This is a genomic window from Pseudomonas sp. NDM (genome assembly GCF_003105095.1).
Classification (GTDB): domain Bacteria; phylum Pseudomonadota; class Gammaproteobacteria; order Pseudomonadales; family Pseudomonadaceae; genus Aquipseudomonas; species Aquipseudomonas moraviensis_A.
Genome location: NZ_QETJ01000077.1, coordinates 1 through 23,378, shown reverse-complemented (window position 1 = coordinate 23,378; position 23,378 = coordinate 1). Strand labels below are relative to the sequence as shown.

Sequence of the window (23,378 nt, the reverse complement as noted above, 5' to 3'; positions counted from 1 at the left end):
CCAACACACTATCAACTGACAGACCGCTATCGCGAGCAGGCTCACTCCTACAGTGGAGTTGTGTTTCTTCAGTTATGGCCCACCTACCACCATCGAGGTAAACGGCGCGACGTACGCCTGCAACGTCACTAGCCCGCCGACCAGGATCGCCAGCACGATCGAGTGGAAAAACACGTAACGCAGGATCTCGCCCTCATGCCCATACCAACGGGTCGCGGTGGAGGCGACGACGATCGACTGCGCGTCGACCATTTTGCCCATCACCCCACCGGAACTGTTCGCCGCCGCCATCAGCACGGGACTGATGCCCAGTTGTTCCGAAGTCACCCGCTGCAAGCCGCCAAACAACACGTTCGACGCGGTGTCCGAGCCGGTCAGTGCCACCCCCAGCCAACCGAGCAGCGTGCCGAACATCGGATAGAAAATCCCCGTCGCCGCGAACGCCAGCCCCATCGTCGCATCCAGTCCGGAATAGCGCGTGAGGAACCCCAGCGCCAGCATTGCCGCAATGGTGATCAGCGAAAACCGCACCACCCACAGCGTGCGCAAGTACTGCTTGAGCAGTTGCGGGATCGAATAGCCCATCAACAGACCGCCGACAATCGCCGCCAGCAGAATGCCGCTGCCGGTCGCGGTCAGCCAGGTGAACTTGTACACCGCTTCCTCGGCTTTCGGCGCCGCAACCACCGGCGGCACTTTTTCGATCTGCAAGTGCAGGCTGGTGAAAGTCACTGCCGGGGCGAAGATCGGATTGGCCTCACGCACCGGTTTGCCTTGCGGATCAAGCTTGGCCGACTGCGTGACCGGGTCGATCACCGGCCGCGTATCGAACATGTTCTTGAAGCCCTGCGTGCCCCAGGCAAACACGAACACTGTGAGAATGATCCACGGCATCCACGCGCGCATCACTGCCGGGCGCGCCTGATCGCTGAAGGCGGCGCTGGCGGTGACTTTTTCTTCATCGACTTTGGAGTTGTCGACGCGGCCGGACAGCGCTGCCGAAGTATGAATGGTGGCCGGTTTCCACACCTTGAGGAACAGTGTCAGGCAGGCCATTGAAATCAGCGCGGCGATCACGTCTACCAGCATCGGCCCGTGGTAGTTCGAGACGAGAAATTGCGGGATGGCGAAACTGACTCCGGCCACCAGAATCGCCGGCCACACCTCGAGCATCTTGCGCCATCCGGCAAACGCCCAGATTAACCAGAATGGCACCAGCACCGAGAAAAACGGCAACTGCCGGCCAACCATCATCGACAGCTCCATCTCATCGAGCCCGGTGACTTTGGCGAGGGTGATGATCGGCGTGCCCAGGGCGCCAAATGCCACGGGGGCGGTGTTGGCGATCAGTGCCAGACCGGATGCGGCCAATGGTGAAAAACCCAGACCAATCAGGATCGCTCCGGTCACCGCCACCGGCGTGCCAAAGCCCGCTGCGCCTTCGAAGAACGCACCGAAGCAGAAGGCGATCAGTAGCAGTTGCAAGCGTCGGTCGTCAGTGATGCGCGCGAGGGAATCCTGCAGCACTTTGAACGAGCCGTTCTCAGTGGTCAGGCGATGCAGGAAGATGATGTTGAGGACGATCCAGCCGATCGGCAGCAAGCCATTCGCCGCGCCGAACAATGCCGCCGAGCCGGCCATGCCCGCCGGCATGTCGAAGGCGAAGATCGAGATCAGCAGGGCGGACGCCAGTGCCAGCAGCGCCGCCAGATGCGCCTTGACGTGAAAGAACGCCAGCGCCGCGAGCATCACCACCACCGGCACCGCAGCCATCAGCGTGGAGAGCACCGGATTGCCGAACGGGTCATAGATTTGCTGCCAGACCATGGTCCACCTCTGCTTGTTGTTATTTGAGGGTGCAGATCCATTGCTTGGGGATTGGTTGCAAGCAGTATAGGTGGCATTACGCCGCCGCTCGGTTGCGGCGAACGGGCCGACAAACGGTCAATGGTGGCCAGTGAATCAACGGGTTTTTGCCCGGTCGTATCTGCGGCTGCGCGCACTGCCTCTTGAAGAGGCCGGCAGCGTGGCGATTTCATCGTCAAGACCTTGGGTTTAGGAAAGTATTGAATGAAGCACGCAACAACGATGCTGCTCACTGTGACCGCCGCGGTATTGCTCAGCGGCTGTATTGCGGATTTTGATGATGACCACCGGCATGGCCGGCATTACGACCGTGATCATGGCCGCTATCACGATGATGACCGGCGCTGGGACGACCGCGATGGCGACCGCCGCGATGGCCGTCGTTATTACCGTGATCGCGATGATGACTGATTGATCGAGAGTCCCAGGGACGGGCTCACGTGAGGGAGCGAAGAAATGGACGCCGTAGTGGCAATTCAGTAGCATGCGCGCTTTTCACGCTGCCAAGGAAGATCATGTCCATTGTTTCCCCGCTGCGCCTGGCCCTGTCGCTGGCTGGTGCAGTACTGTCATGCAGCCTGCTGACAGGTTGCAACATCACCGGCACCTATCAGGATGCGACCGATCCAGACGCCGCCAAGGTAAGGTTCGTCGCCAATACCGATAACGCCACGATCGATTATTTCGACGCCGAGCATTGCGATGGCTTGACCACCGGCATGCTCAACAATGTGTTGATCGGCGACAGCAAGCGCCGGGCGGGGATGATGGTTGCGCCGCCGGAACAGGCGCGCGGTTACCTTGAATTCAAGATCAAGCCCGAGCAGCCGGCGTATCTGCGTGTCAACACGCAGGTCGGTTACGCCACCTGCGGCTCTGGTTTTTCCTTTACGCCCAAGCGTGGCAATGAATATGAAGTGACACTGAACGTCACCAAGACCCAGTGCATCACCACGTTGCGGCATCTGGAGCGGCACGACGGTAAAGATCTGCGCACCGTGATGCCACTGGACCGCACTGCGCTGGCGGCGTGCGTGGGGCGCAACCCGATCTTTCCCAAGCCACCGGCGCTGCTGCCCGACACGCCGCAACGCACGGCACTGATCGACCGTATCATCGAAGGTAGCCTTTTCGTTTTCATGAAACCGGATGCGGGCAAAGAGCCTGCGGCCAGTTTTTCTCCAGAGAAGCTCGACTCGCTGATCAACGACCGCAAGGCCAAACTGGGTTTTACGTTGCCGGACGATTACTGGGCGCTGTATCGCCAGAATCTGATCGAGTTCGACAAGGAAAGCGCGACCACAAATGATCAGGCGATGCAGCGCACCAAAGACGAATATCGCCAGCGTTTGCGTAGCGTCGATGACAAGCGCCTGGGCGAGTGGGCGCGCGTGGATGACAAAGACGGCAAGCGTGGCAACGCGGCGCCGGACGCGGAAGAAAAGGCCATGTTCATGTTCTATTTCCAGGCGTCAAACCGCGTGATGGCGGAAGCCATCGATCATCACCTTGATCGGATGGCCGCCATGGACGCGAAATATGAAGTCTGTTCGCGCTTTGCCGACTGCTGGAAGCGTTGATCGACCGAGTCAGCGGATGCCACGAAAAAGCCCACTGAGCCGAACCGGCCAGTGGGCTTTTTCATGATCGTCCGCTTCGCGGGCAAGCCTTTGAGGGATTAAAAATGAGCGCTCGCCCGGACGCGGGATCGCGCAGGCACCGAGGCCTCGTGATCGAGCAAATGGGTGGCGAGAATGTCGCTCAGGAAACGGAACTGATCGTTGAGGCCGACCACTTCATTGCTGAAATGGTTGCTGGCGGCGGGCATCAGCAGATCGTCGAAATCCTTGTTGAACACCAGCGTCTGCGCTTTGCGCGGCAAGACGTGCTGTTGGTAGTAGTTGCTGCCGAACACCGGGAAACTCACGGAGAGGGTGACTTGGGTATGGATCATGATGTGAACGCCTCGTTGTGTGTCGGATGAGTCAATCGTGCCTTTGGTGAGGGATGGGCGGAAGGCAATCGTGGCGATGGTGGTTATCGACGGTGGTGATGGTTGAGGTTTGTGGTGCTGCTGATGGCCCCTTCGCGAGCAGGCACACTCCTACAGGGAGAACGCATTTCAAATGCAGGAGTGAGCCTGCTCGCGAAGAGGCCAGAACAAGCGGCACCCCTCTTAATCACCTGCCTATACTCAAACCTGCACCTCCCTCAGCCAAAGGACACCACCACCGTGAACCCGCGCGCGCTGGTCGTTGCCGCACTGTTTCTGCTGGCCGGCTGTGCTACTTCGGTCCGGGCACCGGTGACCGCGCCGCAAGCCGTGGTCGTGTCGGCGCAGACCTGGCAGCAAATCGACCGCGAAATCCTCAGCGCTTCGCAGCAGGCCACCGAACAGGTCAAGCTGTTCGCCCGCGGTTCAATGGAACATTGGCGCACTCGCGTCTATCAGCAAACTGAAGAAAATTTCATCCCTTGGTTCAGCAGCTACTGGACCCAGGAATGGCTGTCGATGAAGGTCAGTTGGTACACGATCAGCGCTGGCGGCGAGCAGGAAGCTTCGGCGAAACGGCTGGCGGCGTATCTGCTTGAGCAATATCAGGAAAAGGTCCTGGCGCCGGTCGCAGTAGAGATAGATCCGGACGCCATCCTGGCTCAGGCCACGGCGTTCTACGCGCAGTTGATGGCGCAACAGATGCCACTCATCGCCCAGCGTCATGGTGTGCCTGTTGCGCAGCTCAACGGGCGCTTGCAAAAGATCCCGGCCATCGCCCTCGGGCCCCCGCCGGCGCGGGATGCCTCGCTGTTCACCGTCATCAGCACCGAACCGCTGAACACGCTGCCGGCGTACGCCGCGCTGATCGACAAGGTTCACACCGACGGCGGCGCCAGGGGCATTTCTTCCACCGACGCCGCCATGGCCCCGGTGGCCAAACGTGCCAGCCAGCGCATTGAAGCGGAAATGGCCCCGCGCGGCGCCGCCAGTGCGGTGGCGGCAGCGGCGGGGAAACTGGCCGGGGCGATGATTTCAGTCGGCGTGGCCGGCATTCGCGCGATCATCCAGGCCAACGACCGCCCCGACAGCGAAGCGCTGATCCGTAGCAGTCTGGGCAATACCTTCGACAAGGCCTGGATGAAGCTGCTGCAGAACCCGACCACCGGGGTGATGGCGGGAACACTGCACATGGCCGGGCAGGTCGAGGGCAATCTTGGGGCGATTGGCGAACCGCCGGTCGGGCCTGGCGTGAATCGTGTCGAATGGCGCCCGCCGCAATCGACCAGTCAGCAGATCGAACCCATCCTGCAAGGAGAATGAACATGGCCTACATCGATATCTTCGTGGCACCCGTGCCTGACGCCAATCGTGAACAGTACAAAAAACACTGTGAGATCGCCGCCAGGCTGTTCAAGGAATATGGCGCCGTTGAGGTCGTCCAGTGCTGGGGTGACGACGTGCCGGAGGGCAAGCTCACCTCTTTCCCGTTGGCGGTCAAACTCAAGGAAGGCGAGACCGTGTCATCCGGCTGGCTGATCTGGCCCGACAAAGCCACCCGCGACGCAGGCATGGCGAAAATGATGGAAGACCCGCGCATGCAACCGGACGTCAATCCCATGGGCTTTGACGGGCAGCGGATGATTTTTGGTGGGTTCAAAAATCTTTTTGACGGCGTTGGGCCGTGGGACAAGTGAACTGGCACAGATTACAGCTCACGCACTCCCACAGAGGGCTTTTCGGCGATTTTCAAGGCGTGGCACGATCCCGAGTCGTCGCGGTCGTACTCTTCACCTAGCCGCATCACAGTGTGGAGATCCAATGAGCCAGGAAGTCCTGACCACCGAAACCAACCGTCGCCAGTTGCAGCAGATCATTGCCGGGCTGTCGGACGGGGTGATTCTGCTGGAACTCGACAAAAGCATCCTTTGGGCCAACGAAGCGGCGCTGACCATGCATGGCGTCAGCACCATCGGTGACCTGGGCACCAACGCTGACGAGTACGCCAAGCGCTTCGTCCTGCGCTATCGCAATAACCATGTGTTGTCGCCCGAGAACTACCCGATCAGCCGCGTGGCGCGTTGCGAGGCGTTCAGTGACGTGCTGATCGAGATCTCGCCCGTGGACGACCCGGAGCGTGTCTGGGTGCACAGTGTGCGCAGCATGGTGCTGACCGACCGTGTGGGGCAGCCCGAGTCGCTGGTGCTGATCATGAGCGATGTCACCGACTGGGCCAACGCCGAGCTGCGCTTCGAAAAAACCTTCAACGCCAACCCCGCGCCGGCGGTGATCTGCCGGCTCAGCGATTTGCGTTACATCAAGGTCAATCCGGGTTTTCTGGAAATGACCGGCTATACCCGCGATCAGGTGATCGGCACCTCGGCATACGAAATCGATATCTTCGAGCAGGCCGATAAACGCGATCTGGCTATCCAGCGCTTGCGCGATGTCGCGACCATTCCGCAGATGCAGGCGGAACTGCGCCTGCCTGACGGCGGCAGCAAACAGGTGATCGTTGCCGGCCAGCCGCTGCTGCTCAATGACGAGAATTGCATGCTGTTTTCCTTCGTCGACATGGAGCCGCGGCGCCGGGTCGAGTTGGCGCTGCGTCAGAGCGAAGAACGGTTCGCTAAAGCCTTTCGACTGACCCCCGTGCCGATTCTCATCTGCACCGCGGACAAGCAGGAGGTCATCGACGTCAATCAGGCGTTTCTCGATACCCTGGCCTATGACAGCGATGAGGTGCTCGGCAAGACGGTGACGCAGTTGAGCTTTATCCACGATGACGGTGCGCGCACGCGGTTGTTGTCGGCGCTCGCCAAGCACGGTCGGGTGGATCGGGTCGACGTGCCGGTGCGCAAGAAGGACGAGGAACTGCTCGAATGCGCAGTGTCCGCCGACACGGTGAACATCCATGACACCTCGTGCTATCTGCTGGTGTTGATGGACATGACCGAACGCAAGCGCACGGAGCTTGAACTGGTCGCGGCGATTGAAGAGGTGATGAAGGATGCTTCGTGGTTCAGTCGGACGTTGATCGAAAAGCTCGCCAACGTAAAGAAGATCAATTCGCCGCAGTTGCCCAGCGCCTCGTTCACTGATCTGACGGCGCGCGAGCGCGATGTACTGGGTCTGATCTGCGAAGGGCTGGCAGACAAGGAGATCGCCGGCCGACTGAAACTGGCGCCCAATACCGTGCGCAATCACGTGGCCACGGTGTATTCGAAGCTGGATGTGCACAGCCGCAGCGAGGCGATTGTCTGGGCGCGGGAGCGCGGCTTGTTCTCAGGAGAGTGGGGCACCAAAGGCCAGCGCTGAGGGTGCAAATGCACTAGTTACAAGGGTGCAAATTCATGTATTGGCGCAGGCGTTGTGTTCTTAGGCTTGTGGGGTGCGGTGCGGACCATTTGCGTCTTGCGATCGCGCCCCCTTTCGAAACAGCCATAGGAACATGTCCATGATGAATCTTGCGCAGTTGCGCGCTCGGCTCGAGCACAGTTTTGCGCCGCTTGCTTGTGAGTGTTCGGTGGATGGTGATCATTCGCTGACGGTCAAGTTGTATCACCCGGATTCGGGGCAGGTGGATCTGGTGATCAGTGGCCTGGATCTGGCTTCGCTGCGTACGCCGGAGGCGGTTGAGGCGTTGGTGGGTGAGTTGCGGTATGAGCTTGAGAGCAATTCTTTGCGCTCGTCGCGGGATCCTGATCTGGCTTAGCGCTTTTGGGGCTTGGCGGCCTTTGGGCCGACCATGCTTTTTGGGGGGGGTATATCCGTTTTTTTGGGTGTTGCGGATGGCGGTTTCGCCCTTACGGCGAGTCCCTTTTGGCAAACGCCCAAAAGGAACCAAAAGGTCTTCGCCCTGACGTTCGGCCCGCTCGCTGGGGCTCGGGGTTCCTTCGCTGCGGGATCGATCCTGGCGCAGCGGCTCCGGTTTGCTTCGCTGCACCTACACTCGCTGTGTACGACTGCGTCGTAGGGTCGCTGCGCTCCCACGCCCGGATCAATCCCTCCACTCAGCCTGCCGACGGGCTCCAGGATCAAAAGCGGAGCTCGAGCTTGCGCTCATCGTGGGTAGGCGCTGCCGAAGGCTCGGGGCGCGATCGGACGATCATTTGATTTTGTTTTTGCTGTTCTGTGGGAGCGAGCCTGCTCGCGAAGGCGGCCTGACAGCCGACCTGTTCTTTAGGTTGTACGCAATCCATGTAGGAGTGAGCCTGCTCGCGATGAGGCCCTCGCCGATTACGATGATCTCAATCCAGACCTCTTCTGGACAATCCGCGCAAAACCGACAGCCCAAACTATTCAATCGCCCCAATCCACTGGCGCGAACAATGTGCTCAGCTATAAAGAATGAGTGGTCAGGTCTTCCGCGGCCGTTTGGGCGGCGGGAGGTTGTCTCCCTTTATCGCGGGTCGTCCTATGACTAATCCTGGGAAACGCGTATTGCCGTTGGCTTTTCTTGTCGTGTTTGTGGCGGGTTGTGCCAGTCCACCACCCCCTGCGCCTGTCGCGCCGCCGCCACCGCCGGAGCGCCGCTGCGAGGTGTTGGAGAATACTGAGGTGGTTGGGGACATGTACGTGGATGGGCAGGTGACGCGCCAGATCACCACTACCCGTTGCATCACACAATAAGACTCGCGATTGCTCGATTGCTCGATTGCTCGATTGCACGAGGCCTGGAATCCAGCAGTGACTCTGTGGGAGCGAGCCTGCTCGCGAAGGCGGGGTATCAGTCGAAACACAGCTGACTGACACGACGCTTTCGCGAGCAGGCTCGCTCCCACACGGGCTAGCAATTTGCCGGGGAAATCAGGACAGGAAGCCGCCGTCCACATTCAGCGCCACACCGGTGGTGTAGCTCGACGCGTCGCTGGCGAGGTACAACACCGCGCCCGCCATTTCGCTCGGATCGGCCACGCGTTTGAGTGGGATCTGGGTCAGGGCTTGCTTCAGGATTGCGTCGTTTTTCACCAGTGCGGAGGCAAATTTGGTGTCGGTCAGGCCGGGCAGCAGGGCGTTGCAGCGGATGCCGAATTGCGCGCATTCCTTGGCGAAGACCTTGGTCATGTTGATGACCGCGGCTTTGGTCACCGAATAAATGCCCTGGAAAATCCCCGGCGAGATGCCGTTGATCGAGGCGACGTTGATGATGCTGCCGCCGCCGTTTTCGCGCATCAGCTTGCCGGCTTCCACCGACATGAAGAAGTAGCCGCGAATATTCACGTCGACGGTCTTCTGGAACGCACCGAGATCGGTGTCGAGCACGTTGCAGAATTGCGGGTTGGTCGCGGCGTTGTTGACCAGGATGTCGAGGCGGCCGAACTGGTCCTTGATCCCGGCGAAGACCTGACTGATCTGCTCCATTTCACCGATGTGGCAGGCTACGGCGGTTGCCTTGCCGCCGGCGGCGGTGATGGCGTCGGCGACGTGCTGGCAGCCTTCGAGCTTGCGGCTCGAGACGATCACGTGGGCGCCTTGCTGGGCCAGCAGTTTGGCGATGGCTTCACCGATGCCGCGGCTGGCGCCGGAGACGAAAGCGATTTTGCCGTCGAGGTCGAACAACTGAGTCTTGGACATGGGATTCCCTTGTGAAAAGTCTTGTTATTGGCCCGGATCAGAGGCTGGATTTCTGGATGACCTGCAGGCTCATCTGCTCCAGCAGTTTGTTCATGTGAATGAACTGCGCGAAGCGTTTGTCCTGGGTCTGGCCATGGTAGAAGCGGTAGTAGATCTGCTGCACGATGCCGGCCAGGCGAAACAGGCCGTAGGTGTAGTAGAAGTCAAAGTTGTCGATGCGGATCCCTGAGCGCTCGGCGTAGTAGTCGACGAATTCGCGGCGCGTCAGCATGCCCGGCGCATGGCTCGGCTGGCGACGCATCAATTGCACCGGTGCCGGGTCGCCGGCTTCGATCCAGTAGGCAAGGGTGTTGCCAAGATCCATCAGCGGGTCGCCGAGGGTGGTCAGTTCCCAGTCGAGTACACCGATGATCTGCATCGGGTTGTCCGGGTCGAGGATGACGTTGTCGAAACGGTAGTCATTGTGGACGATGCTCGACGTCGGGTGGTCGGCCGGCATCTTGGCGTTGAGCCAGGCTTTCACTGTTTCCCAGTGCGGCGCGTCCGGGGTCAGGGCTTTCTCGTAACGCTCGCTCCAGCCTTTGATCTGCCGCGCGACGTAGCCTTCGGGCCTGCCTAGATCGCCGAGGCCACAGGCGTTGTAATCGACCCGGTGCAGTTCAACGAAACGGTCGATGAAGCTTTTGCACAGCGATTCGGTCTTCGCCGAATCGAGGCCCAGTTCCGGCGGCAGTTCGGCGCGCAGGATGATGCCCTTGACCCGTTCCATCACATAGAACTCGGCGCCGATGACGGCTTCGTCGGTGCAGTGCACGTAGGCCTTCGGGCAATACGGGAAACCTTCGCGCAGTTGATTGAGGATGCGGAACTCACGGCCCATGTCATGGGCGGACTTGGCCTTGTGGCCGAACGGCGGGCGGCGCAGGACAAACTCCTGTTCCGGGTATTCCAGCAAGTAGGTCAGGTTCGAGGCGCCGCCGGGAAACTGGCTGATCCTGGGGCTGCCGGTCAGGCCGGGAATGTGCGCCTTGAGATACGGATCGATCAGGCCGGCATCGAGTTCTTCGCCCGCGCGGATCCGGGTGGACTGGTCAGTAAGCGCCATGCTTATCCCTTCTGCTTATTTTGGAGGCCAGACATCATTGGCTAATCTAATGGCGCGCGGGGTCGGTCACAAGCGCGGGTCGGTCTTATAGGTTCGCGTGTTGCTGGATGATCACCTTTGGAAATGGGTACAACGGGCGTGCAGACAGAGCGGGCCGGATCCGCTTGACGGCAGTGAATCCGAAGCTCGCGGCATACTTCAGTGCACGCGCTGGTTGCTGAATCTGGTCGGCAGAGCGACGGGGGTCAACACTGGTTGACCGGAGAAAAACGCCATGAGGTTCTTGCCTACCAGTTCCACGGTGCCCTGAGTGGCCTCGGGAGACAGCCCGGCAACATGAGGCGTCAGCACCACATTGCTGAGGTTTTTGAGCGTGTCGGGCACCTCGGGTTCGTGATCGAAAACGTCCAGCGCAGCTCCGGCGATGCGACGTTGTTCCAGTGCGGAAACCAGTTCCGCCGTGCTGATCACACTGGCTCGCGCGATATTGACGATGAATCCGTTTGGGCCCAGCGCATCAAGCACTGCTCGCGTCACCAGATGTTGAGTACCAATGCCACCGGGCGTGGCAACGACCAGGAAGTCCGAGGCCCGGGCCAGTTCCGTCGGCGTTGAGCAGAATGCGTAGGGCACATCGCTGCGCACCTGGCGATTGTGGTAGCTGATCTGCATGTCGAAACCCAGCTCGGCGCGTTTGGCAATCGCCATGCCCACCGCGCCCAGCCCGAGAATGCCCAGACGTTTGCCCGCCAGGGAGGGCCGCATGATTTTAGGCCATTCACCCCGGCGTACTGCGGCATCGCAGCGCGGGATATCACGCACCAATGCCAGCAGCAGTGCCATTGCATGATCCGCCACCGATGAAGCGTTGACCCCGGCGCCGTTGGTGACGGTGATGCCTCGATTACTCGCTGCTTGCAGGTCGACCTGCTCGTAGCCCGCACCGATCACCGTGATGATTTTCAAGGCGGGGAGGGCGTTGATTTCGTCGGCTGTCAGGCCCAGCGGGCCGCGAGTGAGCACGGCGTCGATACGACTGCCATGGGTGAGGATGGCTTGCGTACGTTCGGCTGGCGTCGGTGCAAGGATCAGGTGGAATCCCTGATGTTCGAGAATCGGCAGATAGTCGTTGATCGTTTCAACCAGTACCAGAACGGTTGCGGGCATTGCGCGGCTCCTGTGATTGGCGGCGGGTGGGTCGCGAAAGTCGACTCAGAGTGCTGAATCCGCAGCGGCTTGGCAATCGTTGCATTCGCGCAGTGGTGCTTTGATTCTGGACCGCTTCACGCCAGAAGCAAGGGCGCCCGCCCACCGGTGAACCGGTGGGCGGGCGATGTCATTGGGCTGCGTGCGCTTTGCTCTGTTCGGCCAGCGCGATCGGTTTGAAATCATAGGTGGGGTAGAACTCGGTGCGATAGCTGCCCCAGGCTGTGTTTTCCAGCGCCAGGTTCACTTCCGCCAGTCGAGACGCGGGAAAACGCACTGTAACGACCTGGCCGATGCCCATCATGATATTCCAGCTCACCACTTCGACCCCGGCGGGCGGGAAGGTTTTATAGAAACCTTGCTGGGCAAGCTGGGCTTTGAGTTCGCTGAGCGGACGGGATTGATCATGCTTGAGGAACACGGTGAGCATCATGGTGTTGTCCGTGACGGCGGCCTTTGTTGGAGCCGCCGTGGCGTGCGCGTTGCTGAATCCGAGCAACGCGGCGGACATCAGGGATGCTGATAACAACAGGGACTTCAGTGTCTTTTTCATGTCGAACTCCAGGCTTTTATTGTGGTGCGGCAGACTTGGTGACCACACTTCCGGTATAGGGCGCGTGAACTACGTGAATGCGTACGGGCGGATTGCTTTCAATCATGTCGCGAGGTACTTCACGGGAATAAGTGAACTCGTTTTTATTCAGTGTCTCCAGACGCCTGACGATCGTTTTGTTCGGTCCGATGTCCGGCACCAGCACATGTTGTCCTTGATCACCGGTGACGAAGAAGTAACCGCCGCCGCCATTGTTGTATTTGGACTCACCGGTATCGGTGTAGAAAAACTCGTAGCGGTTGGTTTCCGGGTCCCAGGTCGATATTCCGACGACGCCGGGATATTTGGCCTTCACGTCAGTCTGCGGAGCGCCCTCGATGTAGACCTTGGTCGTCAGCCACCGCGGTGACGAGGCCAATTCGCGAATGTCAGCCTGCGCGCCCGCAATCGGCAAGAGCAGCGCCGCCCACAGTAAATGAATCCTGTTGTATTTTTGCATGCCCGATTCTCGCTGTCTGAAAGGTGACGGAGAAAATATAGTCAGGCATCGGGAAGTTATTCAAGGCTAGGGAAGTTGCTTGTAACAAATTCGCTTGTTTTGAATTCCCGGTATTGTTCGGTGTTATTTTAATTTCGTTTTTATTTGTAGGATTAATCTGAAAGTTTGGGTCTGAAATTCTTCAAAGTTACAGTGTTAACACAGGTGTCGCGTGTCAGTTGATAGTCGCCAGGACGGTCTACCCGGTTTTCTAATTCGATCTGAAGAACATGTAACAATTAAAATCAGACAGGGTTGTGGGAGTCAGTCCCGACTCGAAACACCGACGACGTCAGGTGACGTATTGGGCGACGCCATTGCCAAATGACCAGTTCTCTTTTTTTACCTCAACCAGATTGATGAAAACATCTTCCAGGCGTATGCCCAATTGCGCATGCAGGCCCTCGGCGATGGTCTTGAACAGCAATTGTTTCTTTTCCACGGTGCGCCCTTCGCTGATGGTGATCTGAATGAACACCACGCCATCGCTGCGCTGGATGCCGAGGTATTGCGGGTCATACACGAAGTGCTGACTGTCGTGCTCGTTGAGAATCTGGAAGTTGTCGTGCTCGGGCACATCGATACAGGTGCGCAGAGCGCCATAGACCTGTTCACCGATGCGCCTGGCGAACGTGGGATCGGGGTTTTGCTGGATATCGACGCGAACCAGTGGCATGGGAGTCTCCTTGAGTGGTGGCTTCTCTCACGCTAGATCAAAAGCAGTGTTCTGGCAGGTGAATGGTCTGGAATATCGTGGGTTCGGTGTATGAGGGAGCTTACGCGACGCGCGGATTTTGCCTACGGGGACGGCAGATGCGGCTGCTAGCCAGCACCCTATGGATGCGAAATCATCACGCCACAGAGCAGCTTGCGCGAGAGCTGCCACTAGCCAAGGAAGGCGAATGCTTCAAAACGACCGGGAAAACCTCGAACTTGACAAGCTGATGAATGAAATACGCAAGCTTGTGGCTGAGAGGAAAAAGCTTGTAGCGGAAGAAAAAAAGATGAAATGGGAAACCTATTTCTACCCGGTTGCGGTAATAGCCGGGGTATTGACTGCAACAGCGGCCTTGATAGGCCTTTCACTCAAGTTATGAATGTTCGAGCTTCACCATATTTAACCCATCACCCGCGAGTAGGAAATTCACCATGAGTACATTCGACCGCCAGGCCATGATTGATCGATCCGATCGAGAGCACGACGAGTATTTGGAAAAATTACGCATCAAACAGAGAGGCGACATCGTTCCTATCCTGGGATTACTGAGTCTGGCAATACTTTGCATGTCGTTTGGCTTCCTGGTCGCTCGATTGATCTGAGCCTTCGGCTGGGCAGGGTGCAGGAAAAACGTCGAAAAACGACATTCAACGTAGCTTTTAACGGCAAAAAACATTCCGAAAACGACCACCCATCCATCTGCTCCGGACAACCATTCCTCAGCTAAGTCTTTGCTTGCGTTGATTTATCACGGAGAATCGCGCCCCTGTTTCGGCCGGAGCATGTCTGTCGGTTTTTTCCGACGCGTCCCGACCGAGTGGCAAGTGACCGGAATGCGGAGATCCGACCGGATGAATGATCAGGCCAATAGCCTCGAAAAGCGTTTCGACGCAGCAGCACCCGCTGAACTTTCGAGCTGGAATCGCCAGGACACCACCTGGATGCTGGGACTGTTTGGGACGGCCATTGGCGCCGGCACCCTGTTTTTGCCGATCAACGCAGGGCTGGGGGGCTTCTGGCCGCTGGTGATCCTCGCGCTATTGGCGTTCCCGATGACGTTTTACGCTCACCGTGGCCTGACCCGCTTTGTGCTGTCCGGTCGCGAAGGCGCCGATATCACGGAAGTGGTCGAGCAGCATTTCGGCATCAAGGCCGGCGCGTTGATCACGTTGTTGTACTTCTTCGCCATTTTCCCGATCCTGCTGATCTACAGCGTCGGCCTGACCAACACGGTCGCCAGTTTCCTCGAACATCAACTGCACGTCACGCCGCCACCGCGCGCGCTGTTGTCATTCGTGCTGATTCTCGGCCTGTTGGCGGTGGTGCGGTGCGGTGAACAGGCGATCGTCAAGGCCATGAGCCTGATGGTCTATCCATTTATCGTCGCGCTGCTGTTCCTTGCCGTGTACCTGATTCCGCACTGGAACGGCGGCATCCTCGCCACCGCCTCGCAAGTACCGGCGCCGTCAGCGCTGCTGCATACCCTTTGGCTGGCAATTCCGGTGATGGTGTTCTCGTTCAACCATTCGCCGATCATCTCCGCGTTTGCGGTGGATCAGAAGCGTCGTTATGGCGTACACGCTGAAGAGCGCAGCTCGCAGATCCTCGCGCGCGCTCATGCACTGATGGTAGTGATGGTGCTGTTCTTCGTATTCAGTTGCGTACTGACCCTGTCGCCGGAGCAACTGGCTGAGGCGAAAGACCAGAACCTGTCGATCCTGTCGTACCTGGCCAACCACTTCAGTAACCCGACCATCGCTTTCGCGGCGCCGTTGATTGCGTTTGTGGCGATCTCCAAGTCCTTCCTCGGCCATTACATTGGTGCCAGTGAAGGTCTCAAGGGTTTGATCGTCAAGAGCGGCAAGCGTCCGGGCGCCAAGGCGCTGGATCGCATCGTTGCGGCGTTGATGTTGGTTGTCTGCTGGATTGTCGCCACCCTGAACCCGAGCATCCTGGGCATGATCGAAACCATCGGGGGGCCGGTGATTGCGGCGATTCTGTTCCTGATGCCGATGTACGCGATTCGCAAGGTGCCGGCGATGGCGCGTTATCGCGGTCAGGCATCGAACGTGTTTGTTACGGCAGTTGGGCTGGTAGCGATTTCAGCGTTGGTTTACAAGCTGGCTGTCTGACCGATCTGTGCGATTGCGAGCCTGCCATCGCGAGCAGGCTCGCTCCCACAAGGTTTTGCGTGATGCTTGCCCGGCAGGCATAAAAAAACGCCGCTCATCTCACGATGGGCGGCGTTTTTTATTGCCTTGCAGCGTTAGGCTTGAACGACCGGGATCTTCGCGTTCGCAGCAGCTTCACGGAACTCGGCGATCTGGTCGAAGGACAGGTAGCGGTAGACATCGGCCGCCATGCTGTCGATCTTGCCAGCGTATTCCATGTACTCCTCGACGGTCGGCAGGCGACCCAGGATCGAAGCAACGGACGCCAGCTCGGCCGAGGCCAGGTAGACGTTCGCGCCGTCGCCCAGACGGTTCGGGAAGTTACGGGTCGAAGTCGACACCACGGTGCTGTTCGGCTCAACGCGTGCCTGGTTACCCATGCACAGCGAGCAGCCTGGCATTTCCATGCGTGCGCCAGCCTTGCCGTAGATGCCGTAGTAGCCTTCTTCGGTCAGTTGGTGAGCGTCCATCTTGGTCGGCGGCGACAGCCACAGACGGGTTGGCAGCTGACCCTTGACCTGATCCAGCAGTTTGCCGGCAGCGCGGAAGTGACCGATGTTGGTCATGCACGAACCGATGAACACTTCGTCGATCTTCTCGCCAGCGACGCTGGACAGCAGACGGGCGTCGTCCGGATCGTTCGGCGCGCAGAGCACAGGCTCGTTGATCTCGGCCAGATCGATTTCGATGACTTCGGCGTATTCGGCGTCGGCATCGGCTTCCATCAGCTCAGGGTTGGCAATCCAGGCTTCCATCGCTTGAGCACGACGTTCCAGGGTACGCGCATCGCCGTAGCCTTCGCCGATCATCCAGCGCAGCAGGGTGATGTTGGACTGCAGGTACTCAGTGATCGACTCTTTCGACAGCTTGATGGTGCAACCGGCAGCCGAACGTTCGGCCGAGGCGTCGGACAGTTCGAACGCCTGCTCGAGGGTCAGACCTTCCAGGCCTTCGATTTCCAGGATGCGGCCGGAGAAGGCGTTTTTCTTGCCCTTCTTCTCAACGGTCAGCAGACCGTTCTGGATAGCGAAGTACGGAATGGCATGAACCAGGTCGCGCAGGGTGATGCCAGGTTTCATCTTTCCTTTGAAACGCACCAGGATCGATTCCGGCATGTCCAGCGGCATGACGCCGGTGGCTGCGGCGAACGCGACCAGACCGGAACCGGCCGGGAACGAGATGCCCATCGGGAAACGGGTGTGCGAGTCACCACCGGTACCGACGGTGTCCGGCAGCAGCATGCGGTTCAGCCACGAGTGGATGATGCCGTCGCCCGGACGCAGGGATACGCCGCCGCGGGTCATGATGAAGTCAGGCAGGGTGTGGTGGGTGGTCACGTCGATCGGCTTTGGATAAGCCGCGGTGTGGCAGAACGACTGCATCACCAGATCAGCGGAGAAGCCCAGGCACGCCAGGTCTTTCAGTTCGTCACGGGTCATCGGACCGGTGGTGTCCTGAGAACCCACAGTGGTCATCTTCGGCTCGCAGTAGGTGCCAGGACGAACGCCCTGGCCTTCTGCCAGACCGCAAGCCTTGCCGACCATTTTCTGCGCCAGGGTGAAGCCCTTGGTGCTTTCAGCCGGTGCTTCCGGCTTCTTGAACAGGTCGAACGGTGGCAGACCCAGCTCGGCGCGAGCCTTCTCGGTCAGGCCACGGCCGATGATCAGCGGAATACGACCGCCGGCACGGACTTCGTCCAGCAGTACCGGGGTTTTCATTTCGAAAGTGGTGATGACTTCGTCGGTACCGTGCTTGCAGACCTTGCCAGCGTGCGGGTACAGATCGATCACGTCGCCCATGTTCATGTTCGACACGTCGAACTCGATCGGCAGGGCGCCGGCATCTTCCATGGTGTTGTAGAAGATCGGAGCGATCTTGCTGCCGAAGCAGAAACCGCCAGCGCGCTTGTTCGGCACGTACGGGATGTCGTCGCCGAAGAACCACAGCACCGAGTTGGTGGCCGATTTACGCGAGGAACCGGTACCGACCACGTCACCGACGTAGGCGATCGGGAAGCCCTGGCCGCGCATTTCTTCGATCTGCTTCATCGGGCCGGTCTTGCCTTGCTCGTCCGGAACGATGCCGTCACGAGCCATTTTCAGCATGGCCAGGGCGTGCAGCGGGATATCAGGACGCGACCAGGCGTCTGGTGCAGGCGACAGGTCGTCGGTGTTGGTTTCGCCGGTTACTTTGAAAACGCGCAGGCTGATCTTGTCGGCCAGCACCGGACGCTTCTTGAACCACTCGCCGTCAGCCCAGGATTGCAGCACGGCCTTGGCGTGAACGTTGCCGTTCTTGGCTTTTTCCGCGACGTCGTGGAAGGCATCGAACATCAGCAGGGTGTGCTTGAGTTCTTCGGCGGCGACTGGGGCCAGCTCGGCGTCATCCAGCAGCTCGACCAGAGTGACGATGTTGTAGCCGCCCTGCATGGTGCCGAGCAGTTCGACAGCGCGTTTCTTGTCCAGCAGAGGGGAGGTGGCTTCGCCCTTGGCCAGGGCGGACAGGAAACCGGCCTTGACGTAGGCGGCTTCGTCCACTCCAGGCGGTACGCGATTGGTGATCAGGTCAACGAGGAAAGCTTCTTCGCCAGCCGGAGGGTTCTTCAGCAGCTCGATCAGGCCTGCTGTTTGTTCGGCGTTAAGCGGCTGGGGAACGATACCCAGGGCTGCACGCTCTTCGATATGTTTGCGGTAGGCTTCAAGCACAGTTATTACCCTCATCAGTGGTCCCAAATGGGTGTCCGGGACGCTCGTCGCGAAATGCTCGTACTCATGCGCTGCGCGGCGTTGTGGGCCGCTTGGCCAGAATTACCGGGCATTCCTTACAGAAGCTGCTTTCAAAGTTTTACGCCTGCAGAACGGGGAGCTGATGAGGGTTGGCGTCGGGCTTTTCCCCGCTGGAAAAACCCTTCGCCAACACCGCTCTGAAGGAACGACTGTGCTCGTGACGCTTTGAAAACAGCTTCTAACGGACATTGGCGCCTTAAAAGGCTGGCTGATTCTACGGCAAAAAAAATTTAAAGGTAAGTCGCGCTCTATTGGACTTTCGTGGCAACCAGCGTGGCCGGGGCAAACCTGCGACGCTGGCGAAACCCTGTTGTTTGAGGGGTGATCAATGCCCGACAAAGGGCTAACATGCCGGCCTGTTCCGCGTTTCAGTGTTCTGCCCATTTATGCCCAATCAGACCATCAAGACTCCCTGCGTCGGCCTCTGCTCCACCGTTTACGGTGACCTGGTGTGCCGTGGCTGCAAGCGTTTCCACCACGAAGTGATCCACTGGAACGGATACAACGAGGAGGAAAAGCGTGCAGTCTGGCTGCGTCTGGAGCAATTGCTGTCACAAGTGATGGCGAGCAAGGTCGAGATCTTCGACCCGTTTCGTCTGCGCGAACAGCTGGAACAGCGCAAGATCCGCTTCGTCCCGCATCAGTCGGAATATTGCTGGGCCTATCAGCTGATTGCCCGGGGCGCGCGAGTGATCATTAATCTTGAGGCATACGGGATGGTATTGCTGCCGGAGTTTCGTGACTGGAACCTGCCGGAACTGCGCGATGCCATCGATCGGGAATTCTTCCTGCTGTCGGAAGCGCATTATCAGCGCTATATCGCCCCCGGCTTTCTCAAAGACGCCTTTCAATTGTAGGAGTTAGCCTGCTCGCGATGGCGTTGTGTCAGTCAACGCATTTTCAATGATCCACCGCTATCGCGAGCAGGCTCACTCCTACAAGGGGCCGCATTGCAAATGTTTAGTGTTTCACCGCCAACTCCACCAGATGATCCTCAACCTCCTGCGGCTTGAGCACCAGCACATCGCTTTCCAGCGTATCCAGCACTGCTTCAGCGGTATTGCCGATCAACGCACCTGACAAGCCACTGCGCGCCACCGTGCCAATCACCGTTACCGCTGCCTGCAGCTTGTGCGCCATGAACGGAATCAGCACATCTGCCGGGCCTTCCTCGACGTGCAGGTGCTCATCATCGACGTCGAACTCCGCCTGAAACGCCCGGCATTGCTCGCGATATCTGGCTTCTATGGTCGATTTGAGCTGAAACGTCGGATCTGCCGCCGAGAGCATCGGCGACGGGTGCGCGGTGATCACATGCAAATGCGCCTTGGCCAGGCTGGCGATGTCGTAGCCGTGATCGATAATGGTGCTGTGCAAATGCCGGTGCTCGCCGTCGGCATTGCCGACATCGACGGCGGCGAGAATCACTTTGTCCTTCCACGTACCGGCGGTTTTGACCAGCAGCACCGGGGTAGGGCAGTGGCGCAGCAGCTTCCAGTCGGCCGGGGTCAGCAGGGCTTTTTTCAGCGAGCTGTCGGGGAAATGCTGCTTGATCACCAGGCCGCAACCCTCGGCCTGCTGCACATCGATGATGGTTTCATGCAGGCTCTCGTTCCATGCCTGTTCGGTGGTCACGCTGTAACCTTCGGCGAGCAACGCAGCCTTGAGCACGCTGAGCAGGCCGGCGTGGTCATGCTTCTTGTCGCACACCAATAGATGCAGATGGGCCTGGGTCACACCGGCGATCAGCTTGGCGCGCTTGAGCGCCAGGCTCTCTGCATGTTCAGGTTCAATGACCACCAGAATGCTGCGAATGGCTTGCATGAGCGGAGTCTCCAGCAAAGAAAAGGCACGGCGTTGCACAACTATAGTTGCTGTCCGAACGTCTGCGACTTGATGCATATCAACAGCCGCCGCTGGTGGTCTGCGGGCAGGCCGGTATAATCGGCGCCCTTCGCTCGAACACCTTTTACCGTGAGCCCCATGATCCTTCCCGAAATCCACGAATTCCTTGGCTGCCGCACGCCCGACGCCTGGGTCCAGGCGGCACTGGCCAATCAGGACATCCTGCTGATCGACCACAAGAACTGCGAGTTCAAGGCAGCCAGCACTGCGCTGAGCCTGATTGCCAAGTACCACGCCCACGTCGACCTGATCAACATGATGTCGCGCCTGGCCCGGGAAGAACTGGTGCACCACGAGCAAGTCATGCGCATCATGAAGCGGCGCAAGATCGAGCTGCGTCAGCTGCACGCCGGCCGTTACGCCTCGGGCCTGCGCAAAGTGGTGCGCAGCCACGAGCCGGTGAAACTGGTCGACACGCTGGTGGTTGGCGCGTTCATCGAAGCACGCAGTTGCGAACGCTTCGAAGCACTGGTGCCGCATCTGGACGAAGAGCTGGGCAAGTTCTATTTCGGTCTGCTGAAAAGCGAGGCGCGGCATTTTCAGGGTTATCTGAAACTGGCCTGTCAGTATGGTGATGCCAAGGATGTCGCGCAGGTGATCGAGCGCGTCCGTGCAGCCGAGCAAGCACTGATAGAGTCACCGGACGACGAATTCCGCTTCCACAGCGGTGTGCCGGTCGCCGCATGACCGGGCAGCTCCTACGAAAACGGCCATCATCGTCTGATTGTAAAAAATTCTTAAGAGTATGAAACATCAGCGAAAACCGGCCCGCGTGGCCGGTTTTTGCTGTCTGGCGTCATCGCCTGACCGACGATTGCCCGCATAATATCGGCCCTTCCACGTTTGGCTCGGCAACGGTCGTTATGGATAACCTGGGTTTTGGCAAAGTCCTGCTGGTCGAAGACGATGAGCGTCTGGCCGCACTGATCGCACACTTTCTTGAACAACACGGCTACGAGGTGCGCACGGTGCATCGCGGCGATCTGGCCGTGGCCGCGTTCCTCGAATTCAAGCCGAAGGTAGTAGTGCTCGACCTGATGTTGCCGGGGCAGAGCGGTTTGCAGGTGTGCCGCGAAATTCGCAGCGTGTCGGAGACGCCGATCGTAATGCTCACCGCCAAGGAAGACGACCTTGATCATATCCTCGGGCTGGAGTCCGGTGCCGATGATTACCTGATCAAACCGATCAAACCGCCGGTACTGCTCGCCCGGCTGCGTGCGTTGCAACGGCGGCAGATGCCGGACACCAGCGTGGTCAGTTTTCTTGAGTTCGGGCAATTGGGCATCGACCGCAGTTGCCGTGAAGTGCGCCTGGCCGGTGAGCTGATCGAGCTGACCACCATGGAGTTCGAATTGCTCTGGTTGCTCGCCAGCGCGGCGGGCAAGATTCTCTCGCGCGATGACATTCTCAACCGTATGCGCGGCATCGCTTTCGACGGCCTCAACCGCAGCGTCGACGTCTACATCAGCAAATTGCGCAACAAACTCAAGGACAATCCCCGCGAGCCCGTGTGCATCAAGACCGTGTGGGGCAAAGGCTATCTGTTCAATCCGTTCGCGTGGGAGTTGTAGATGCTGCGCTTGTTCCTCGGACTGTTTCTGGTGATGACGGTGGGGCTGGTACTGGCTTTGCAGACCGTCGAACACACCTTCAACGCGTTGCTCGACAGCCAGATGCAGGACTACAACCGTGAAGCCGTGCGCGGTCAGGCGTGGTCGCTGGTGGATCATCTGCAAGGCCGCCAGGGTGCCGAGCGTGAGCAGAAACTCGATTCATTGCGCGCCCATTACGGTCTGTCGCTGAGTCTGGTCGAGGCCGATCAACTGGCCCTGACGCCGCAGGAAAAAGCCGAACTGGCGCGGAATCTGTTGGTGATCCGCGACGATTACACGCAGTTCATCAGCAACATCGATGGCGGCTCGCAGTTGCTCAGCATCAAGTTGCCGCCCGAGCCAAGCCTGATGCCGTTCTATATCACGGCGGCATATATGATGCTGGCGGTGTTGATCGGGATCGTGCTGTTTTTCTGGGTGCGGCCGCACTGGCGCGATCTGGAAAAACTGCGGCTGGCCGCCGAGCGTTTCGGCGACAACGACCTGTCGGTGCGCATCCAGTTATCGCGGCGCTCGAATATCCGTGATCTGGCCGAGCACTTCAATTTGATGGCGGCGCGCATCGAGGGGCTGATCGCCAATCAGCGCGAACTGACCAATGCCGTTTCCCACGAATTACGCACACCGATCGCGCGGCTGTCGTTCGAACTCGATCAGCTCAAACAGCAACCGGGCGCGAGCCAGAATCGCGAACTGATCGCCGACATGTATGCCGACCTCGGTGAACTGGAGGAAATGGTCTCGGAGTTGCTGACCTACGCCAGCCTGGAACACGGCGCGACGGTGATCAAACGGGAGAATGTTCACGCGGCCGACTGGCTCGACAGCGTTGTCGGCAGTGTGGCGCTGGAGGCCGAAGCGGCGGGGGTGCAGTTGTCGATCGGCGATTGCCGGGTCGACACCGTGAGCATCGAACCGCGGTTCATGGCGCGGGCGGTGATCAACCTGCTGCGCAACGCCATCCGCTACGCCGAGCAGCGCGTAGAGGTGTCCCTGCTGCGCAACGGCGAGGACTATGAAGTGCGGGTCAGCGATGACGGGCCGGGCGTGCCGCTGCAAGGGCGGGAGAAAATCTTCGAACCGTTTTCGCGTCTGGATGCCAGCCGGGATCGACGTACGGGTGGATTTGGCTTGGGCCTGGCCTTGGTGCGGCGGGTGTCGCAGTCCCATGGCGGGCAGGTTGAGGTGGGTGACTCGGCGTGGGGTGGGGCGTTGTTCAGGATGACCTGGGCGCATCCGGATTGAGTGATGTGCCTGAGCTGGCCCCTTGTAGGAGTGAGCCTGCTCGCGATAGCGCTAGGTCATTCAATGATGAGTCGACTGACACAACGCTATCGCGAGCAGGCT

Annotated in this window: 23 protein-coding genes; 13 read left to right on the top strand and 10 right to left on the bottom strand. The window is 59.3% G+C overall.

Going from position 1 to position 23,378, the window contains the following annotated elements; translation table 11 throughout:
- Positions 1–72 precede the first annotated feature (72 nt).
- Entirely contained in the window at positions 73–1,827 is a 1,755-nt protein-coding gene (locus DCO47_RS16425) for an L-lactate permease (protein WP_116658470.1), read from the bottom strand.
- Between the two features lie 243 nt (positions 1,828–2,070).
- On the opposite strand from DCO47_RS16425, the gene DCO47_RS16420 reads away from it, so the two are divergent.
- Positions 2,071–2,277: a hypothetical protein gene (locus DCO47_RS16420; protein ID WP_042609358.1), complete on the top strand. Its 207-nt coding sequence runs from the start codon at positions 2,071–2,073 to the stop codon at positions 2,275–2,277.
- A gap of 104 nt (positions 2,278–2,381) precedes the next feature.
- Positions 2,382–3,446: a hypothetical protein gene (locus tag DCO47_RS16415; RefSeq protein ID WP_256590189.1), complete on the top strand. Its 1,065-nt coding sequence runs from the start codon at positions 2,382–2,384 to the stop codon at positions 3,444–3,446.
- 98 nt (positions 3,447–3,544) lie between these two features.
- Here the strand turns inward: DCO47_RS16415 and DCO47_RS16410 are convergent, their stop codons facing one another.
- Positions 3,545–3,820 carry a hypothetical protein gene (locus tag DCO47_RS16410; RefSeq protein ID WP_116658469.1) on the bottom strand — a complete coding sequence of 92 codons (276 nt, stop codon included), beginning with the start codon at positions 3,818–3,820 and terminating at the stop codon, positions 3,545–3,547.
- A 279-nt stretch (positions 3,821–4,099) separates the two neighbouring features.
- Between DCO47_RS16410 and DCO47_RS16405 the strand changes: the two genes are divergently transcribed.
- From DCO47_RS16405 to DCO47_RS16390, 4 genes are all read left to right on the top strand, one after another.
- The gene (locus DCO47_RS16405) at positions 4,100–5,182 is read left to right on the top strand and encodes a hypothetical protein (RefSeq protein WP_116658468.1); all 1,083 of its coding nucleotides are present in this window, start codon (positions 4,100–4,102) and stop codon (positions 5,180–5,182) included.
- A 2-nt stretch (positions 5,183–5,184) separates the two neighbouring features.
- A complete protein-coding gene (locus DCO47_RS16400) occupies positions 5,185–5,556 on the top strand; it encodes a DUF1428 domain-containing protein (RefSeq protein WP_064363520.1) in 372 nt (123 codons plus the stop codon).
- A 124-nt stretch (positions 5,557–5,680) separates the two neighbouring features.
- The gene (locus DCO47_RS16395; RefSeq protein ID WP_083352528.1) at positions 5,681–7,177 is read left to right on the top strand and encodes a helix-turn-helix transcriptional regulator; all 1,497 of its coding nucleotides are present in this window, start codon (positions 5,681–5,683) and stop codon (positions 7,175–7,177) included.
- 139 nt (positions 7,178–7,316) lie between these two features.
- Positions 7,317–7,574 carry a DUF1652 domain-containing protein gene (locus tag DCO47_RS16390; RefSeq protein ID WP_042609364.1) on the top strand — a complete coding sequence of 86 codons (258 nt, stop codon included), beginning with the start codon at positions 7,317–7,319 and terminating at the stop codon, positions 7,572–7,574.
- A 1,094-nt stretch (positions 7,575–8,668) separates the two neighbouring features.
- On the opposite strand, the gene DCO47_RS16385 is transcribed toward DCO47_RS16390, so the two are convergent.
- From DCO47_RS16385 to DCO47_RS16360, 6 genes are all read right to left on the bottom strand, one after another.
- Complete coding sequence (locus tag DCO47_RS16385) at positions 8,669–9,436, bottom strand: SDR family oxidoreductase (protein ID WP_065616119.1); 768 nt, start codon at positions 9,434–9,436, stop codon at positions 8,669–8,671.
- Between the two features lie 37 nt (positions 9,437–9,473).
- Positions 9,474–10,541, bottom strand: coding sequence for a phosphotransferase family protein (locus tag DCO47_RS16380; protein ID WP_065616120.1), 1,068 nt, complete (start codon positions 10,539–10,541; stop codon positions 9,474–9,476).
- Positions 10,542–10,739: 198 nt separating this feature from the next.
- Positions 10,740–11,708: a 2-hydroxyacid dehydrogenase gene (locus tag DCO47_RS16375; RefSeq protein ID WP_116658467.1), complete on the bottom strand. Its 969-nt coding sequence runs from the start codon at positions 11,706–11,708 to the stop codon at positions 10,740–10,742.
- Between the two features lie 169 nt (positions 11,709–11,877).
- On the bottom strand, positions 11,878–12,300 hold the full coding sequence (locus tag DCO47_RS16370; RefSeq protein ID WP_064363515.1) for a hypothetical protein: 423 nt from the start codon (positions 12,298–12,300) through the stop codon (positions 11,878–11,880).
- A gap of 16 nt (positions 12,301–12,316) precedes the next feature.
- On the bottom strand, positions 12,317–12,799 hold the full coding sequence (locus tag DCO47_RS16365; RefSeq protein WP_116658466.1) for a DUF4822 domain-containing protein: 483 nt from the start codon (positions 12,797–12,799) through the stop codon (positions 12,317–12,319).
- 331 nt (positions 12,800–13,130) lie between these two features.
- Positions 13,131–13,514: a tautomerase family protein gene (locus DCO47_RS16360; protein WP_116658465.1), complete on the bottom strand. Its 384-nt coding sequence runs from the start codon at positions 13,512–13,514 to the stop codon at positions 13,131–13,133.
- Positions 13,515–13,740: 226 nt separating this feature from the next.
- Between DCO47_RS16360 and DCO47_RS16355 the strand changes: the two genes are divergently transcribed.
- From DCO47_RS16355 to DCO47_RS16350, 3 genes are all read left to right on the top strand, one after another.
- Positions 13,741–13,935, top strand: a complete 195-nt coding sequence (locus DCO47_RS16355) for a hypothetical protein (RefSeq protein WP_042609370.1) — start codon at positions 13,741–13,743, stop codon at positions 13,933–13,935.
- A gap of 52 nt (positions 13,936–13,987) precedes the next feature.
- Positions 13,988–14,158 (top strand): hypothetical protein, encoded by a 171-nt coding sequence (locus DCO47_RS27060; protein ID WP_165839209.1) that lies wholly within the window; start codon positions 13,988–13,990, stop codon positions 14,156–14,158.
- A 249-nt stretch (positions 14,159–14,407) separates the two neighbouring features.
- On the top strand, positions 14,408–15,688 hold the full coding sequence (locus DCO47_RS16350; protein WP_116658464.1) for an HAAAP family serine/threonine permease: 1,281 nt from the start codon (positions 14,408–14,410) through the stop codon (positions 15,686–15,688).
- A 134-nt stretch (positions 15,689–15,822) separates the two neighbouring features.
- Here the strand turns inward: DCO47_RS16350 and acnB are convergent, their stop codons facing one another.
- Positions 15,823–18,432 carry a bifunctional aconitate hydratase 2/2-methylisocitrate dehydratase gene (gene acnB, locus DCO47_RS16345; protein WP_039763151.1) on the bottom strand — a complete coding sequence of 870 codons (2,610 nt, stop codon included), beginning with the start codon at positions 18,430–18,432 and terminating at the stop codon, positions 15,823–15,825.
- A gap of 467 nt (positions 18,433–18,899) precedes the next feature.
- Here acnB and DCO47_RS16340 point away from each other — a divergent pair, with 467 nt between their 5' ends.
- Positions 18,900–19,370: a DUF1289 domain-containing protein gene (locus DCO47_RS16340; protein ID WP_065616124.1), complete on the top strand. Its 471-nt coding sequence runs from the start codon at positions 18,900–18,902 to the stop codon at positions 19,368–19,370.
- 103 nt (positions 19,371–19,473) lie between these two features.
- On the opposite strand, the gene DCO47_RS16335 is transcribed toward DCO47_RS16340, so the two are convergent.
- A complete protein-coding gene (locus DCO47_RS16335) occupies positions 19,474–20,337 on the bottom strand; it encodes a universal stress protein (protein ID WP_042609373.1) in 864 nt (287 codons plus the stop codon).
- Between the two features lie 159 nt (positions 20,338–20,496).
- On the opposite strand from DCO47_RS16335, the gene DCO47_RS16330 reads away from it, so the two are divergent.
- The 3 genes from DCO47_RS16330 to DCO47_RS16320 all read left to right on the top strand — a co-directional run bounded on the left by DCO47_RS16330 (position 20,497) and on the right by DCO47_RS16320 (position 23,276).
- Positions 20,497–21,105, top strand: coding sequence for a tRNA-(ms[2]io[6]A)-hydroxylase (locus DCO47_RS16330; RefSeq protein WP_042609374.1), 609 nt, complete (start codon positions 20,497–20,499; stop codon positions 21,103–21,105).
- Positions 21,106–21,281: 176 nt separating this feature from the next.
- The gene (locus DCO47_RS16325; protein WP_065616125.1) at positions 21,282–21,989 is read left to right on the top strand and encodes a response regulator; all 708 of its coding nucleotides are present in this window, start codon (positions 21,282–21,284) and stop codon (positions 21,987–21,989) included.
- A complete protein-coding gene (locus DCO47_RS16320) occupies positions 21,990–23,276 on the top strand; it encodes an ATP-binding protein (protein WP_042609376.1) in 1,287 nt (428 codons plus the stop codon).
- The last annotated feature ends 102 nt before the right edge of the window (positions 23,277–23,378 follow it).

Excerpts from the sequence above, each read along its gene's own strand:
- DCO47_RS16425 (WP_116658470.1), bottom strand. The coding sequence starts at position 1,827 with ATGGTCTGGCAGCAAATCTATGACCCGTTCGGCAATCCGGTGCTCTCC.
- DCO47_RS16420 (WP_042609358.1), top strand. The coding sequence starts at position 2,071 with ATGAAGCACGCAACAACGATGCTGCTCACTGTGACCGCCGCGGTATTG.
- DCO47_RS16415 (WP_256590189.1), top strand. The coding sequence starts at position 2,382 with ATGTCCATTGTTTCCCCGCTGCGCCTGGCCCTGTCGCTGGCTGGTGCA.
- DCO47_RS16410 (WP_116658469.1), bottom strand. The coding sequence starts at position 3,820 with ATGATCCATACCCAAGTCACCCTCTCCGTGAGTTTCCCGGTGTTCGGC.
- DCO47_RS16400 (WP_064363520.1), top strand. The coding sequence starts at position 5,185 with ATGGCCTACATCGATATCTTCGTGGCACCCGTGCCTGACGCCAATCGT.
- DCO47_RS16395 (WP_083352528.1), top strand. The coding sequence starts at position 5,681 with ATGAGCCAGGAAGTCCTGACCACCGAAACCAACCGTCGCCAGTTGCAG.
- DCO47_RS16390 (WP_042609364.1), top strand. The coding sequence starts at position 7,317 with ATGATGAATCTTGCGCAGTTGCGCGCTCGGCTCGAGCACAGTTTTGCG.
- DCO47_RS16385 (WP_065616119.1), bottom strand. The coding sequence starts at position 9,436 with ATGTCCAAGACTCAGTTGTTCGACCTCGACGGCAAAATCGCTTTCGTC.
- DCO47_RS16380 (WP_065616120.1), bottom strand. The coding sequence starts at position 10,541 with ATGGCGCTTACTGACCAGTCCACCCGGATCCGCGCGGGCGAAGAACTC.
- DCO47_RS16375 (WP_116658467.1), bottom strand. The coding sequence starts at position 11,708 with ATGCCCGCAACCGTTCTGGTACTGGTTGAAACGATCAACGACTATCTG.
- DCO47_RS16370 (WP_064363515.1), bottom strand. The coding sequence starts at position 12,300 with ATGAAAAAGACACTGAAGTCCCTGTTGTTATCAGCATCCCTGATGTCC.
- DCO47_RS16365 (WP_116658466.1), bottom strand. The coding sequence starts at position 12,799 with ATGCAAAAATACAACAGGATTCATTTACTGTGGGCGGCGCTGCTCTTG.
- DCO47_RS16360 (WP_116658465.1), bottom strand. The coding sequence starts at position 13,514 with ATGCCACTGGTTCGCGTCGATATCCAGCAAAACCCCGATCCCACGTTC.
- DCO47_RS16355 (WP_042609370.1), top strand. The coding sequence starts at position 13,741 with ATGCTTCAAAACGACCGGGAAAACCTCGAACTTGACAAGCTGATGAAT.
- DCO47_RS27060 (WP_165839209.1), top strand. The coding sequence starts at position 13,988 with ATGAGTACATTCGACCGCCAGGCCATGATTGATCGATCCGATCGAGAG.
- DCO47_RS16350 (WP_116658464.1), top strand. The coding sequence starts at position 14,408 with ATGAATGATCAGGCCAATAGCCTCGAAAAGCGTTTCGACGCAGCAGCA.
- DCO47_RS16340 (WP_065616124.1), top strand. The coding sequence starts at position 18,900 with ATGCCCAATCAGACCATCAAGACTCCCTGCGTCGGCCTCTGCTCCACC.
- DCO47_RS16335 (WP_042609373.1), bottom strand. The coding sequence starts at position 20,337 with ATGCAAGCCATTCGCAGCATTCTGGTGGTCATTGAACCTGAACATGCA.
- DCO47_RS16330 (WP_042609374.1), top strand. The coding sequence starts at position 20,497 with ATGATCCTTCCCGAAATCCACGAATTCCTTGGCTGCCGCACGCCCGAC.
- DCO47_RS16325 (WP_065616125.1), top strand. The coding sequence starts at position 21,282 with ATGGATAACCTGGGTTTTGGCAAAGTCCTGCTGGTCGAAGACGATGAG.
- DCO47_RS16320 (WP_042609376.1), top strand. The coding sequence starts at position 21,990 with ATGCTGCGCTTGTTCCTCGGACTGTTTCTGGTGATGACGGTGGGGCTG.